Origin of the sequence: Corallococcus sp. NCSPR001 (assembly GCF_017309135.1) — a bacterium.
GTDB lineage: Bacteria > Myxococcota > Myxococcia > Myxococcales > Myxococcaceae > Corallococcus.
On record NZ_JAFIMS010000002.1, the window covers coordinates 2,763,195 to 2,777,761 of the forward strand.

Sequence of the window (14,567 nt, forward strand, 5' to 3'; positions counted from 1 at the left end):
CAGGGTCAGGGCAGGAACTCGATGTACCCCTCCGTGCCATGCACGCGGATGCGTTGCCCGTCTTGAATCCGCCGGGTCGCGTGCTCCACGCCGACGACGGCCGGCAGGCCATACTCCCGGGCGATGACCGCGCCGTGGGTCATGAGTCCTCCCACTTCGGTCACCAGACCCTTGATGGACACGAACAGGGGCGTCCAGCTGGGGTCCGTGAAGGGCGTGACCAGGATGTCGCCTTCCTCCAGCTCCGCGTCCGTCATGTCCAGGAGGACGCGCGCCCGTCCCTCCACCACGCCCGAGGAGACCGCCAGCCCGACGAGGGCTCCGGCGGGGAGGCCGGCTCGCTTGTACGCACCCGTGACGATCTCTCCATCGGAGGTGATGACCCGCGGGGGCGTCAGCTTCCGGTTGCGTTCGTGTTCGTCCTTTCGCTGGCGGATGAGCTGGCCATCCACCTGGTTCGTGCGCACGACCTCGCGAAGCTCCTGGAAGGAGAGGGAATAGATGTCTTCCTTTTCCTGGAGCACGTGGGCCTGCACGAGCCGCTCGGCCTCCTTCAGCAAGGCCTGCCTGTAGACGAAGTAGCGATTGACGATGCCGTACTTCGGGTACTCGCGGTAGCCGATGAAGTTCCGGAGCCGGCGGATCATCCGTTCTGTTTCTCCGGCCTTCTCTTCGCCTTCCGGCAGTTGCCGCAACCGCGCCAGGAGCTCCTGTTCCTTCTTCAAGGCCTCCTGCTGCCCCTCCTCGAACTTCCGGCGGCTGGCTCCGGGCGTGAAGGCCTTGATGTTGCCAAGAATCAAGGGGACGAGCGTCGTGGGGCTTTCGCGCCAGCGCGTCCGCGTCACATCAATCTCCCCGACGCAACGCATGCCAAATCTGTCGAGATACGCGGAGATGGCGTCGTGGGCAGCCTGCCCACCCTCCAACCCGGCCAGGCCTTCCAGGAAGCCTTCATCCCGGGCGCTTCGCAGGTACTCGACCACCTCCGGATGCGGCCGGATCGCGTCCGCGACATCCAGGAGCGCCAGCCCCATCTCCGAGGTGATGTTGTTCGGTACGGACTGGGACAGCGTGTCCGCGGCGCTCTTCTCGCCCAGCCAGGCCTGCATCTTCTCATTGAGCCAGGACGCGGCGTTCATTCCTGACATGAGCGCGCCAAAGCTTCGAGGCTCGAACAAGCTCCGCCGCAGGGGCTGGAAGTCTTCCAGGATGAAATCCAGCAACTCCATTCCGGATTTCGTCTGGATGTTCTGCTTCAGCGCTTCGATTGACGCCTGGCTCTGGGCAATCAGGTCAGCGACGACGGCCGGGTCGTCATGGACAGGCGGAGGCGTCCCTGGCTTGCCTTGAGCAGGCTCCGGGGAGGGCAGGGGTTGGATGAAGTCGCCCCGTGCGATGAGGGTCTCGAGGGCGTCCCGGATGATCGGCTCGGAGCGGCCCAGCATCTCCAGCATGGCCCCCCGGCTCGCCGGTGACGCCAGCTCCTTCATGCAATCGACGAACAACCTCCCACCCGCGGCGTACATGGGGCGAGCAGCGGTCAACTGCCACAAGGACAGCCCCAGGGGCTTCATGGGGTCGGTCATCATCTGCTGGTGGCCGACGGAGACGAAGATGTGGTTGCCGCCGTCTCCCACGTCCGGGATGGGGTACAGGGTCGTGATGGGCCGGCTCTGGACAAAATAGAACGTGTCGTCGAGCAGGCACCACTCGATGTCCTGGGGATGCCCGAAGTGCGCTTCGATCCGTCTCCCCAGGTGCTCGAGCCGCACGATCTGCTCAGCCGTCAGCACGGGGCTGTTCCGCCGCTCGGTGGTGGCGAGGGTCTTCTCGGTGATCCGTCCGTTCCGCACCTTGTAGCCATCGGCGTTGACCAGACCGGAGACCAAGGCCTCCCCGAGGCCGAAGGTCGCCTCGATGGAGGACACCTTCCGGTTCGACGTCACCGGATCGGCCGTGAACAGGATTCCGGCCGCCTGCGCGACGACCATCTTCTGCACCACGACCGCCATGTGGACCTTGCGGTGGTCGAAGCCGTGTTGGATGCGATAGGCGACTGCCCGCTCCGTGAAGAGTGATGCCCAGCACCGGCGGATGTGCGTCAGGATGGCCGCCGTCCCGATGACGTTCAGATACGTGTCCTGCTGGCCCGCGAAGGACGCCGTTGGCAGGTCCTCCGCCGTCGCGCTGGACCGGACGGCATAGGACACCTGCTCGCCAGTCCTGGAGAGGAAGCGGGTGATGGCTTCCTGCACGTCCTCGGGGATGGCGGTCCCTTCGATGACCGCTCGAAGCTCCGCGCTCACCGCCCGGAGGCCCTCCCGGTCTTCTGCCTTCAGCAGCGACAGCCGTTCGAGCCATTCGGCTGTCGCCGGTGCTTCGCCCAGGATCCGCTTGAAGGCTTCGGTCGAGACGCAGAAGCCCTCCGGGACGTGGACTCCTTCCAGCCTGGAGAGCTCCCCCAGGCTCGCGCCTTTCCCTCCGACCTCCATGATTCGAGTCCGGTCGATCTCCTGAAAGCCAAGCGCGTAAGCAGTCATCCCTGCACCTCCCTCGTGAAGAGGCCGCGACTATAGGCATGACAAGCTTTGAAGCTGACTGGTTGGCGCCTATTTATTTGGAACTTCAGGTCGACCTGGATTTCAGGTAGAAGAGGCTGAGTCACAGGGGCTGGCCAAGAGAAAAGGGCTGCGTTGGATTGCAGCGGCAGCTACTGTCGCCTCATGAAGACCGTGGATGAATGGAAGGCAACGCTGCGGGCCGCGATGAAGGAGGCCCTGCGCACCCGGAACGCGCCCGCCTCGGCGGTGCTTCGGGAGACACTCGCCGCCATCGACAACGCCGAGGCGCCCGACATGAGCGTGGCTCCTGCCACGGTCGGTGGCGACTTCGCCGGCAGCGCGGGAGGACTCGGAAGTGGAGAGGTGCCCCGGCTGCTGTTGTCGCCGGAGACGGTGGAGGCCCTCGTCCAGCGTGAAGTCCAGGAGCGTCGCGACGCAGTGGCGCTCTACACCCGGCTCGGCAAGCACGAAGAGGCCCGGACACTCCAGTCGCAGGTGGACGTGCTGCTGGCGCTTTGAGCGCGGGCGGTCCACCTCAGCCATGGCGAGATTCCGAGGATCCTCGCCAGTCCGTTGGCCACATGCCTGCCAATGGAAAGTTGCCGCATCAGCAGACAGTCCATAATCGAACGTCAATGTAAGCGCATGCGTTCAATGCCAATTGGCAATGTCTATGCTGAAGGGCTCCGGCTCTTGCTGACCCAACAGCAAGAACTGGCGAACGAGTCTGGACACATCCCCCTCCACCCACCTCGTGCCAGAATGACAAATGAAAAGCGCAATGATAGGGAAGTCATGTCCAACCGTGTGCGCGCCTTTGGGGCACTCACCCTCGCGTGCCTCACGCTGGCTGCGTGCTCAGGTGGCCCCGAGGCGAGCGGGCCCGAACAAGCACCACCGTCATCCTCCGTGATGGAGCGGCGTGATGAGTTGAAGCTCAAGTTTGGCAAGGCCCTCGCGTCCGCGATCGCCAGCGACGCCTCGCTTCGCGAGTTGCTCAAGAACGAAGCAATGAAGATGTTCGACAGGGACTACGACGTCCTCTATCGCTTGATTCAAGATCGCGAACTCGCGACCGGGAAGACGGTCCGGGAAACCCTGCTGGAGCACTTCGAGTCGGAAGACCTGCTCGCGGAGGTCGACGCGACCCTTCCTCTCTTGACGATCTTCGTCCCGACTCTTCCGGAGAACAGCTTCTCGGCCGCAGCCTGGGATCCCGCGACCCAGGTGCCCTCCGTGGGGGTCACCACCCGGCGCACGAACGACGTCGCCATCATCAACGCCACGGGCGAAATCTACACCCTGGAGTCCCAATACATCCCGGGGTTCCCGGTGGTCGTCGTGAAGGAGAACGAGCGCGTCGTCCAGGCCTCGAACGCGGCACGGGCATCCGCCACCGGAAGAGAGCTTCTTGCGAGCGACGGTACGAAGTTCACGTTCCTGGCCGACTGCTTTGATGGGACACGGGTTTCCGCCAAGGCCATTGATTGGCTTGCCATTGATGCGGATGCGAAGCAGCTTGCCGCCTACAATCTCTACAACCCTTACGACGGCGTTGACGGCTGGCAGCGGGATTACATCTATTACAACATCACCCCCAGCCAGCCGACGGGCGCGTTTTCATATGCCTATCAGGAACATGTCGGAAGTTTCCGTCTGGTGGGCGACCCTGCCTCCGCGTACTCGAAGATCGCCGACCAGACCGGGGATCCAGTCCTCAAGTCTTATACGACGAGTCCGAACTCAGGGTGGACCGGGGGCTACTATGAATTCAAGGTACGGACCCTCTTCAATGCGAAGAACGGGCTTGGAACAGAGCTGATCAATTACTTCAGCGCCACCCCCGACGAGCTGTTTTTCGTTGAGTACGTTCGAACGGGCTTCCTCTACATTCCCAAGGTTACGTTCCTGAACGTCAAGTTCATCAACCTTCCATTGTTCTCGTGGGACCTCAATGACTACGCCACGACGATCTCTGTTGAGATTGAAGAGGTCGACACCACGGAAACATTTGTCAGCACGGAGTCCAAGACCGTCAAGTTCGCAGCCAACTTTGGGATTGAGTTCTCGATCCTGAAGAAGATTGGTCTCAAGTTTGGCGCCAGCCTGGAGCAGACGCAGACGCAGACAACTCAGCGGACCTATTCGCTGGGGAACGACCTTCTTGGGGCGGTCGTCGTCAACTTCGCGGACAACTTCCTGCTGTACCCCATGCCCGGCAGCCCTGGAAACCCGCCGATACACGTGGTGAGGGAATACAATTCGGGGTGGTACAGCATCAGTGTCTTCCCCAAGCGGGTGCAGTGAGATTCAGGCTGCGCGCCTTCCCGCAGAGTTCCTTTCACGAGGTGAGGACCCCATGAAGCATCTCCTGGCTGTGGCTGCGTTCCTGGCGTCGGGTCTGGTGGCGTGCGGAGGTGATTCCGGCCTGGAGGGCGCCGGGAACGAAGCACCGCGACCCGCGGTGGTCTCCGAGTCCGGCGGCTCCGTGAAGGCAAGCGCCTGTACCCAGTATTACGTCCCCCGGCTCACCACCTATTGGGACTCCTACCCCATGCGAGACGATGGGCTGCTCGGTCAGTGCGAGCTGGATGCGTCCTGCAATGCCACCTGCTGGGGCGTGGAGAGTGCCTATCCCGTGTACACCGACTACTTCTATTGCACGCGTTGCCTCTGAGGCTCACACAGGCCAGGGACGCCCCTCACTCAGTACTCGGAGCTGGGGGGCTTCTTCTTGGTTCCCTGGAGGTCCGACGGCGCCAGGCCCGGCAGGCTCCCGAAGCTGGCGCGGCGCCTCAAGACGGGCCCTCCTCGCGGTGCCTCCACGTGCAGCCGACGGTCCCCGGGGGCGACCGGCAGGTCCAGGGCCCGGGCCGCCGCGATGTCTGTGTTGTGAGCCTGTCTCAGCTGTAGCGCGGCGGCCCTGCGGTTCCCGCTGGCGGGGGGCAGGACATGTCCGTTGCGCACCAGGTGCACCGCCAGATGCACGCCCCAGGCGCCGCAGCTGTCCTGGCCCCTCTTCAGCGGCCCATCGTTGTCATCCTGATACTGGATGGCGCAGTGCTCGATTTCGATTCCGGGGAAGGGCAGTTGCAGCAGACGCAGGTCTTCCACGGGCACGTCGTCGGGGTGAAGCGGGTCCAGATAGAGCAGCCTCACCTGGCGGCCCCCGAGCGGGTCGGGCGCGCCCAGCGTGAAGTAGAGCAGGGCCCAGTGATTGCCACCCCGGTTGAGCGGCTGGACGATGATCCGCGTGTTCGTGGTGATCGCCGGGTGCACGCCGGTGGTGTACGCGGCGGGGCCCATCTGCAGCCACTGCGGCCTGCTGACCCCTGGCAGGACCGCGACATCCGCCCGGTCCCGGAGCAGGTACCGCTGGAGGTTGTAGATGTCGTCCTCCTCGTAATAGTAGCCGGGGGCCTGGAGGTCCGGAGCCTCTTGCGACGGGGCCTCGAACGACCCCAGCGCCGCGAATTGCTTCTTCAGCGACTCGACATCCTGCTCCTTGCTCGGCTCCTCCCGCGCTTCGGCGCTGGCTGACGAGACCTCCTTCTTCTTCGAGCCATCGACGGGAGCGGGCGCCACCAGGGGACGGAGCGCGACCCGCCGCACCTTGCCCATGTTCCGGATGGCCAGCAGCGGGAGGTCCGTGATGGGACGCGGTACCGCCGGCGCATCCTCGGCCCCGCCGGGTTTGGAGCCACCCGATAGGGAGCCGCCGAGCTCGGAGCCCCCAGGGCTGGCGGTGCCGCCCGTCCGGAAGAGGTCTCCGTTTCGCATCACCAGCCGGTTCGCGAGCATCGCCCGGCGCGCGAGCGTCTCACTGTCGTCCAGCACCGTCAGACCGTAGGCGCTGGAGGTGTTGCTCATGATCTCCAGGTGGTGCTTGAGGAAGTTGGTGAAGAACGCCCTGACCGACACGCGGGTCCCACAGATTCGCATGACCCCGTGAACCAGGTCTCCGCCCGTCGGGTGCTTGCTGGCGCTTTCGACCATGAACAGCAAGCCACCCGGCTTCTTGGCGTCGGGTGCGCTCGCCAGCAGCGTCTGGAAGAAGGCCAGATACTCCGCCTTCTCGCTGGAGGTGTTGTTGGTCGTGTCGATGATGACGGCGCCCAACTGCTTCTGATTCGGGAGGGCATCCTTGGGGATGTTGATGGGGTTCGGCGCGCCGTCCATGACGAGCATCCGAACGCCATCCTTCACGGGGACTGCCTCGTAGATGGAGTCATGGTCGAGCTCGAAGTACGGAGCCCAGGCATGGAGCAATTGCGTGCCTGTCAATCCGCTGTCCTTCATGCTCCCCTTGGCGTTGAACAACGCCTTGGAATAATGCATCCCGTAGAAGCTGGCCATCCGGAGCGCGGCCATGCCGGAGAGCACGGAGATCTTCTTCACGGTGAAGCCTTCGCGGGTCGCGACCTCCTCGTCACCGTCGCTCTTGCCGCTCTTCTTCTTCGGCGCCGGTGCGTCGTCGTCCTCGTAGTCGGACTCCGACCCGTAACCGGAGTCCTCGGGCTCGGGACGGCGCTTCTTCTTGGGACCCCTGGCGATGGGCAGCGCGTCGGGGAGCGCGTAGGCGATGTTGGCCTTGAGCGCGGGCAGCGCGCAGTCCGCCGGGCGGCCGGTGTACCTCGCGACGGCCGTCGCATAGGTACCGCCGTCGGCCCGGGGCGTCGTCAGGGCGTGGTCATGCAGGACGGACATCAGGCGGTCGACGGCTTCCAGGGCCGCGGAGGTGTAGCCATTCAAGGTGCCAATGGAGTCGGGCACCTTCTGCTTGCGCATCTCGGTGATGAACTGGTCGGTGACCACGAGCGCCGCGGCGATGGCCGCCGCTCCCGTGTCGGGCGGCAGCAGCCCCGGATCCAACCGGATGCCGTCCGGGAGGTCCGCGAGCGTCGGGAACACCGAGCCGAACCCCTCCCGCGAGACGACCTCGATGCCAATCCCCCTGGCACGAATCTGCTGGGTCAACACCGCGCCGAAGACACACTGGACCGCCCGCCATTCGCCCTGGTCCTTCGGGAAGACCTTGCTCGGCCCTCCGATGATGCAGAGCATGGGGTAGCCGTGGATCCGCCAGTCCGGGCTCCGGCTGTCCACGTGGGGACTGCCTCCGCTGAGCTCGAAGTTCAGGAGCTTCTTGCCCTTGCAGGCCCGGATGGCCTCCACGCAGACCGCCCGCTTGGACTGGATGGCGATGTCGCTGAGCGGAATCGGGAGGTCCCGGGTCCCTGGCGCGAACAGGTCGCAGAGCTCGAACACGCGAGCCCCGTCGACATGGTGGCGGCCACCCGCGCGAGCGGAGGTGTCGACCGGGAGCTTCGGGCCCAGGATGAACCCGGGGGTGGCGGAGCGCGGATAGGACCGGGACGGAAAGCTTCGGCCCTTCGCCTTGCCCACGGAGAAGAACGTGAACGGCACCATCGAGGTGGCGGACACGGTCATGACCGAGAGCAGCCAGTCCAGATCGTATTGGATCCGGGCCGTGCCGGTCTTGGGGTCGACTTCCACATTCCAGGCCATGCGCTGGAGGATGTCACCTCGGGAGCGGCGAGAACATGACCTGCCGAGGGGGCAGGGGGCGCGGAGCCTGGAGGGACAGCACGGACGGCACGAAGTCGGGCGCGGCGAGGCGCAAGAGCCCCATGCCGATGCCGGCCAGTCCCAGCATCAGCCCTGGCGCCTCGGTGAACCTCGGCAGGCCGCAGCGCCACACTCCGTCCTGGCCCTGGGCCAGCACCCGCGCGGCCCGCGAGCGCGCGGCCTCCTTCCAGGCCCCGTCTCCCAGCACCTCACCCGCCAGATGCAGCACCTCCAGGTTGCCCACGTCCCCGTGGCACAGGCAGTGGCTGCCGCCGAAGCCTTCGCGCTGCACGGTGGCGAGCCCCGCGACGACCTCGTCACGCAGCCGCGAATCGTCCAGGTGGCGCAGCGACAGCAGCCGGGCCAGGACTCCGCCCGCGGCCCCGTTGCACCAGGCCGTCATGAAGCCGCCGGGCACCAGCGGCTCGCCTTCCTTCGACGTGCGCAGATCCTTCCAGTTGCCGCGCTCCGGGACGAACAGGGCCCGCTCGAAGGCCAATCCCTGGCGCGCGGCCTCCCGGTAGCGCTCGTCGCCGGTGAGCGTGGCCAGCTCCAGCAGCGCCCAGACCAGGCCGGCCGCGCCGTGGGCCAGGCCCGTGAGCGCGCGCCCGGCGGCGGGCACCACCCAGGCGCGTCCACCGTGCCCGGTGTCGCTCGCCGTCTGGAGCATCCGCTCGCCGCACTTGCGCGCCAGACGGAGCGCCTCCGCGCTGCCGGTCTGCTGGTGGAGCCGCATCAGCACCAGCGCGGTCCCCGCGACGCCCGCGACCAGGTCCAGCGCCGTGTCCGCGTCGATCTTCGCCTCCAGCGAGGCCAGGCCCGCGTGGACTTCGTCCAGCAGTTCGGTGTCGTCCAGCGCCACGGCGAGGTGGCCGAGGACGTAGACGTTCGCGGCGCGTCCCGCGAACGCTCCCACGCCGGAGGGGTCCTGGGACTCGGGCGCGCGCCACTGCTCGCGCACCGGCACCGCCGCCCTGCGCGCCAGCACCGCGAAGTCCTCGCGGCCGGTCACCGCCGCCAGGTAGCCGAGGAAGAGCGCCACGCCTCCCACGCCGTCGAAGAGGTCCGTGCGCAGGGGAGAGAGCCCCCAGCGACGGCGCTCCAGGTCCTGGAGGCCCACGCCAATCCAGCCCACGTCGTGGGCCCCATGGATGGCGCGGGCCGCCAGCAGTTCGCCCAATTGAATCGCGCCGGCCAGGCACGCCTCGGGCGTGGCGGGCGGGGGCAGGGCATCCCCGGCGGACCCCGACACGCGGGGCGCCACGGGCTCCCGCTCGCGTTCGAGCGTCACCAGCGACTGGCGGATCAGCGCCACCTGGTCGGCGCAGTCCTCGGGGCCCATGTCCGCGAGCAACTGGCGCGAGCCCTCCAGGCCGGCGCTCGGCAGATGATCCGGGATGCAGAGCCCCCGGCTGTCCCAGACGTGGCGGGAACCCGGCCGCGCGGTGAAGACAGGCACGTCTCCCAGCCGGAGGTCCTCGTGCTCGGAGGGCGTCAGCCGCGCCAGCGCGGGGCGCACGCGGACCTCCGCCCACAGCTTGTCGAGCAACTGGTCCCGGTCGAGCGCGTCGCGCAGGAAGTCCGGGTGCAGGCCCTCCTGGAGGAGGAAGCCGTAGCGCATCGTCGCCCGGGCGATGTGGCGCACCTCCACGTCCCGGAACCCCTCGAGCCTCCGCGCCACTTCCCCGCGATGCTGGAGCAGCAGCCCGTATGTCTCCTGGAAGCCCTCTTCGATGCACGGCCCGAACTCCGTGACGTCCACGGGCCGGCCCTCCAGCAGCGGGCGGTTGTGGGCCCCCGCGGTGGCCGGCTGTTTGCGGACGACGTGCAGGGTGTCCCGGGCGCGGTCCTCCAGCATGGGCGCCGCGTGCGGGAAGAGCTGGCCGGCCTCGCCGCCCAGGCCACTCAGCTCCACGCCGGCCCGGCCCTCCCTGCCGAACATGAGCGTGGGCAGCAGGCCGCTGCTGATCACCGACCGCTCCAGGAAGCGCGCGGCACGGGACGCCGCCGTGTCGTCGGCGCGGGGTGGGGGCAGCTGATGGAAGAGCCCCTCCAGGTCCACCAGCACGGGGAACTCCCCGGCGGCGAGGAGGTTGCCGGAGTGGAGGTCCACGCCGCGCAGCAGATACAGCAGAGCCAGTTGGCTGCCCTGCCGCCAGTAGAAGCGCGCCACGGCGTCGCGGTCGTCGCATCCGCCGGTCTCGACGTGCTCCACCCAGCCGTGGGTCGCGCGCGTCAGCACCTTCAGCCGGCGGTGCGGATGGCGCAGGCCCCAGCGCTCCAACTGCTCCAGCAGGTCCTGGTAGCGCGCCTCGATCTCCAGCGACCGCGGCTTGTAGACGACCCGTAGACCGGAGCGGAAGGTCAGCAGCGCCACGCTGCGGCCCTCGCGGTGCGAATCCCCCGCGCCGGTGCGCGCCTCCACGAGCGGCCCTGGATCCACCCCCGCGCCGAGCACGGCCACCAGGGACTCCCGGTCCTCCGCCAGGTGCGTCAGCAGCTCCAGGCTCGTCTGGATCCAGCGCTCCAGCGACGTCACCAGGAGCCGCGCCAGCACCGGGTACTCCTCCAGGAACGCGGCGAGCCGGCCCGGGGTCTCCAGGTGGTGCAGGGCGAAGTGCTCGAAGCGCGCCTGGGGTGTTTCACCCTGCAGCTCTCCGCGCAGCCGGGCCACGTTGAGCTCCAGCACCAGCGACCGGGTCGCGGTCTGCATCAGCCGCTGCTCCAGCGCGTCCACGAGCCAGGCTTCAGCGCGCGCATCCAGCAACGCGTCGGCGGCCAGGCCGGTCCGGGCGGACAGCGCATCCACGCCGGCCCGCAGCCGCCGCAAGCCCAGTTGGAGGAACCGGCGCGTCAGGGACGACACGCGCATCCGCGGACCAGGATCCACGGAGGAGGGGAGGGCGACGTCGGCCGCGCCATCCGACAGCACCTCTTCCAGGAGCGGCAGCCAGGTCAGTGCTTCCGGACGCGGGGTGCTACTCGCGAGCCTGCGCACGAAGGACGCCGCGTCCAGCCCCACGCTGCGGAGCCGCTCGTCGAAGGACGCCTCGTCTCCCAGCGTGCTGCGCCGCCACGCCTGGAGGCGCGACTCGGCCTTCTGGATCGCCGGGGCGGAAGGGCCCTCTTCCGTGGCCTCCCGCTCATGGAGGAAGGCAGCCTTCTCCCACGCACCCATCTTCGAGCCTTCTTTCATGCGCGCCCTGCACGTCCGTATGGACCTGGAAAAAAGACAGGCGCGAGGACCGGAGCCCCCGCGCCTCGGGTGGAACGGAGCGACTCCGGTGGGAGCCGCCCGTCACACACCGTCCATCAGCACATCGAGAACGTGAGGTTGGTGCAGATGTACTCACAGGAGTTGGTGGCGGTGAAGCCGATGTCGATCCGGCCGCCGACGACGTCCATCAGCTCGGTCTCGCTCAGCTCGTTCAGCGTCGCGCCGGAGGGGTTCGCGGGCAGCTGGGCGCGCTGCTCGGCGGTGAGGCTCTCGCGGAACGACGGGTCCTTCCAGGCGCGGATGATCAGGTCGGGGGTCATCATGTTGGGCCGCCTCCTTTTTGACGGCCCTTCCAGGCTAGCCCGCGAACTCCGGCTGCTACAAACGTCCGCGGCCTTTTCATGTATCACCGGGTGTTTCCGGTATGAGTCGCGGGCACCCCATTCCTCCTGGCTCGTGGAAGGGAAATCACGCGTGGTGAAACGCCCCGCGCGAAAGGCCCTCCGGGACTACTCCTCGGGTGGGGCTTCGGGCGGCTTGTGCATCGACTCACGTGCGCGAGCCCGCTCCTCACGCTGCTTGTCGACCAGCGCTCGCGCCTTCTCCTTCTGCGGCTCCTCCAGGAGCGCTTCGATCTCGCGGTACGCCGCCGTCTCGTTGTCCTCCATCGCCTGGAGCAGGAGCTGTTGCCGCTTCAGCTGCTCCTCGTTCAAGGGGGCGGGAGGCTGGGCCGGAGGCCTGTACGCAGGCCGGCCTCCCCGGCCCGCGGGGCCAACCCTGACAGGCATGGCTCCCGGCGGCGGATTGCCCCCCATCGGAGGAGTCCAGATTGCCCGCAGCTCTTCGCGCAGGGGCCTGTTGGTCACGGCCAGCGCTTCGTCCCGCTGGCCGATCTTGATCAGCTGGTCCGTGCTCAGCCCCAGCTCCTGATAGTGCTCGAGCAGCAACGCGAGGGGCGACTCGAAGAGGACTCTGGGCGGCGGCTGCCTGCGCTGCTCCACCGACGGGGACGATGCGCAGGCTGTGACAAGGGCCACCAGCAACAACCACGGCGCGAGATGACGCGGCGACATCGGTCCTCCTTGGGAAATGAGCACGGGCGTGGAGCTTCGCTCTCTGACGTAGAGTACACGGGTGACGTTTCCGCCTGATGACTCCGCCGGCCTGAATGACGGCTACGTGTACCGCGAACGGATTGGCGCCGCCGCCGTGGGGCGCACCGCGCTCGCCTGGCTGGCAGGCGCGTACCGGCACTCCACCGAAGAGGAGTGGCGTGCACGCTTCGCGCGCGGCGAGGTGCGGCTGGACGGCGTCATCGCGACTGGCGACGAGGTGCTGCGGGCCCACCAGGAGCTCTGCTGGCACCGGCCGCCCTGGCGGGAACCGCAGGCGCCCGACAGCTTCGAGCTGGTGTACGAGGACGCTTCGCTGCTCGCGGTCATCAAGCCGAGCGGACTGCCGACGCTGCCCTCTGGAGGCTTCCTCAAGAGCACGCTGCTCTCGCTCGTGCGGCTGCGCTGGCCGGAGGCCTCCGCCCTGCACCGGCTGGGGCGGGCGACCTCCGGGCTGGTGCTCTTCTCGCGCACGCATGAAGCCGCCGCGAAGCTCCTGCGCGACTGGCGCGAGGGCGACGTGGAGAAGCGCTACCGGGCGCTCTCGGACGGGGTCGCGGTGCAGGCGTCCTATGACATCCACGCGCGCATCGGGCTGGTGCCCCACCCCTTGCTGGGGTCGGTGCACGGGGCGACCGAGAACGGCAAGCCGTCACACAGCCACGCGGAGGTCCTGGAGCGGCGTGACGGGCAGACCCTCTTCGAGGTGCGCATCCACACGGGCCGCCCCGAGCAGATCCGCATCCACCTGGCGTTCATCGGCCATCCGCTCACGGGAGATCCGATGTTCTCCTCGGGAGGTCTTCCTCGCGAGCGGGACCCCGGCCTGCCCGGAGATGGCGGCTACCTGCTCCACGCGGAGACGCTCGTGTTCACGCATCCGCTCACGGGAGAGCGCGTGCGGCTGCACGCCCCTCCTCCGGCCGGGTTGAGGCTGGCGTCGGAGGGCTGAGCCCCACACGCAATGGCATCAATAGGTGCCCCAGCGCGTGGGAAGCGGTCCGCTCCATTGCGTCTGGGTTCCCGGGGTCGTCAGCGGCGCGGTGCCATTGATGCGCATGACGCTGGAGCTCGCATTATTGAGGCCGGACCAGTCCGCGGCGATGTTGCGGCAGTAGCGGTCTTTCGCGAACCCGGTGGTCATGTCGTGGATGCAGGGCGTGGCATCCCAGACGCGGTCCGCCTGCAGGCGCTGGACGGCGGTGACGACGCTGGCGGGCATCTCCCCGGAGGCCCGGACGAAGGGAACGCCATCGACGGGCACGCCCTTCGACGACAGCAGCTCGAACACCTTGCCGGAGTAGCTCAGCGTGCCAGGCATGCTGAAGTCCCAGCCACTGGCGCTGAAGGGCTGGGTCTGTCCACAGGAGGCCGGGTTGCCGGGAGCGTCCGTGCAGGTCCCGCCGAGGTGCAGCACCAGCACGGCGCCCGTCTCCACCGTGTAGCCCTGGGGGAAGGTGAAGGCGAACTCGGAGTTGGTGAGCTCCTGGAGGGAGATGCCGGTCAGCGTCCCGCCGGAGACGGCCACCAACTCGATGAGGTCCTGCGGAGCGTCAGGGTTGATCTCGGTGATGCGGAGCGAGGCCTCCGGCGGAGGCTCCCCCGCATCCGGGGAGCCCGCGTCGCCGGAGCCCGCGTCCTCGGTCCCCGCGTCCGGAGTGCTGGCGTCCATGCCCGGGTCACCCGTGCCTGCGTCCCCTGTCCCCGCGTCCGGCGCGGAGGCCTGAACACAGCGTTCTTCAGCGCAGACGATGTCGGGGCCCCGGGACGCGCAGTCCGCCGTGTCCGTGCACTCAGGGTCGGAGCAGGCGGAGACGAGCGGGAGCAGGGCAAGGGCTGCGAGGCGGGGGCGGAGCATGGGGCGGACCTGGGGTCGGGGTGTGGGGAGCGGGGATGCGCGCTGAAACATAGGAGAAATGGGCTCGCGGGTGAGGAGGAGGGCGCTGGCCCGGCTCCTGGCCGCCCGTCACCTGGAGATGGAAAGTGGCGTCGCGGCCCGCCGAAGTACAATGAGACACTGGTTTCGCCTCGCCTCGCCTCACCTTCCTTCGACCTGCCCCCTGGAGCCCGTGCGAGCCGCCCCCCGCA

The 14,567-nt window shown here is 67.8% G+C and carries 10 protein-coding genes; 4 read left to right on the plus strand and 6 right to left on the minus strand.

From position 1 onward, the window contains the following. Positions 1-5 precede the first annotated feature (5 nt). Positions 6-2,540 carry a rifamycin-inactivating phosphotransferase gene (gene rph, locus JYJ93_RS13470; RefSeq protein ID WP_206790733.1) on the minus strand — a complete coding sequence of 845 codons (2,535 nt, stop codon included), beginning with the start codon at positions 2,538-2,540 and terminating at the stop codon, positions 6-8. Positions 2,541-2,723: 183 nt separating this feature from the next. On the opposite strand from rph, the gene JYJ93_RS13475 reads away from it, so the two are divergent. The 3 genes from JYJ93_RS13475 to JYJ93_RS13485 all read left to right on the plus strand — a co-directional run bounded on the left by JYJ93_RS13475 (position 2,724) and on the right by JYJ93_RS13485 (position 5,238). Then, the gene (locus JYJ93_RS13475; protein ID WP_206790735.1) at positions 2,724-3,080 is read left to right on the plus strand and encodes a hypothetical protein; all 357 of its coding nucleotides are present in this window, start codon (positions 2,724-2,726) and stop codon (positions 3,078-3,080) included. A 276-nt stretch (positions 3,081-3,356) separates the two neighbouring features. Next, a complete protein-coding gene (locus JYJ93_RS13480; protein WP_206790736.1) occupies positions 3,357-4,868 on the plus strand; it encodes a hypothetical protein in 1,512 nt (503 codons plus the stop codon). Between the two features lie 52 nt (positions 4,869-4,920). Next, a complete protein-coding gene (locus JYJ93_RS13485; protein ID WP_206790738.1) occupies positions 4,921-5,238 on the plus strand; it encodes a hypothetical protein in 318 nt (105 codons plus the stop codon). Positions 5,239-5,267: 29 nt separating this feature from the next. Here the strand turns inward: JYJ93_RS13485 and JYJ93_RS13490 are convergent, their stop codons facing one another. From JYJ93_RS13490 to JYJ93_RS13505, 4 genes are all read right to left on the minus strand, one after another. Continuing rightward, positions 5,268-8,090, minus strand: a complete 2,823-nt coding sequence (locus JYJ93_RS13490) for a hypothetical protein (protein ID WP_206790740.1) — start codon at positions 8,088-8,090, stop codon at positions 5,268-5,270. Positions 8,091-8,103: 13 nt separating this feature from the next. Further along, positions 8,104-11,346, minus strand: a complete 3,243-nt coding sequence (locus tag JYJ93_RS13495; RefSeq protein ID WP_206790742.1) for a type 2 lanthipeptide synthetase LanM family protein — start codon at positions 11,344-11,346, stop codon at positions 8,104-8,106. 116 nt (positions 11,347-11,462) lie between these two features. Continuing rightward, positions 11,463-11,690, minus strand: coding sequence for a mersacidin/lichenicidin family type 2 lantibiotic (locus JYJ93_RS13500; protein WP_206790744.1), 228 nt, complete (start codon positions 11,688-11,690; stop codon positions 11,463-11,465). A 186-nt stretch (positions 11,691-11,876) separates the two neighbouring features. After that, a complete protein-coding gene (locus JYJ93_RS13505; RefSeq protein ID WP_206790746.1) occupies positions 11,877-12,440 on the minus strand; it encodes a hypothetical protein in 564 nt (187 codons plus the stop codon). Positions 12,441-12,501: 61 nt separating this feature from the next. Here JYJ93_RS13505 and JYJ93_RS13510 point away from each other — a divergent pair, with 61 nt between their 5' ends. Beyond that, positions 12,502-13,431 carry an RluA family pseudouridine synthase gene (locus JYJ93_RS13510; protein WP_269012791.1) on the plus strand — a complete coding sequence of 310 codons (930 nt, stop codon included), beginning with the start codon at positions 12,502-12,504 and terminating at the stop codon, positions 13,429-13,431. A gap of 18 nt (positions 13,432-13,449) precedes the next feature. On the opposite strand, the gene JYJ93_RS13515 is transcribed toward JYJ93_RS13510, so the two are convergent. Continuing rightward, the gene (locus JYJ93_RS13515) at positions 13,450-14,337 is read right to left on the minus strand and encodes a hypothetical protein (protein WP_206790748.1); all 888 of its coding nucleotides are present in this window, start codon (positions 14,335-14,337) and stop codon (positions 13,450-13,452) included. Positions 14,338-14,567 lie beyond the last annotated feature (230 nt).

Bases quoted from the DNA above. Each gene is read 5' to 3' on its own strand.
- rph (WP_206790733.1), bottom strand. From the start codon at position 2,540: ATGACTGCTTACGCGCTTGGCTTTCAGGAGATCGACCGGACTCGAATC.
- JYJ93_RS13475 (WP_206790735.1), top strand. From the start codon at position 2,724: ATGAAGACCGTGGATGAATGGAAGGCAACGCTGCGGGCCGCGATGAAG.
- JYJ93_RS13480 (WP_206790736.1), top strand. From the start codon at position 3,357: ATGTCCAACCGTGTGCGCGCCTTTGGGGCACTCACCCTCGCGTGCCTC.
- JYJ93_RS13485 (WP_206790738.1), top strand. From the start codon at position 4,921: ATGAAGCATCTCCTGGCTGTGGCTGCGTTCCTGGCGTCGGGTCTGGTG.
- JYJ93_RS13490 (WP_206790740.1), bottom strand. From the start codon at position 8,090: ATGGCCTGGAATGTGGAAGTCGACCCCAAGACCGGCACGGCCCGGATC.
- JYJ93_RS13495 (WP_206790742.1), bottom strand. From the start codon at position 11,346: ATGAAAGAAGGCTCGAAGATGGGTGCGTGGGAGAAGGCTGCCTTCCTC.
- JYJ93_RS13500 (WP_206790744.1), bottom strand. From the start codon at position 11,690: ATGATGACCCCCGACCTGATCATCCGCGCCTGGAAGGACCCGTCGTTC.
- JYJ93_RS13505 (WP_206790746.1), bottom strand. From the start codon at position 12,440: ATGTCGCCGCGTCATCTCGCGCCGTGGTTGTTGCTGGTGGCCCTTGTC.
- JYJ93_RS13515 (WP_206790748.1), bottom strand. From the start codon at position 14,337: ATGCTCCGCCCCCGCCTCGCAGCCCTTGCCCTGCTCCCGCTCGTCTCC.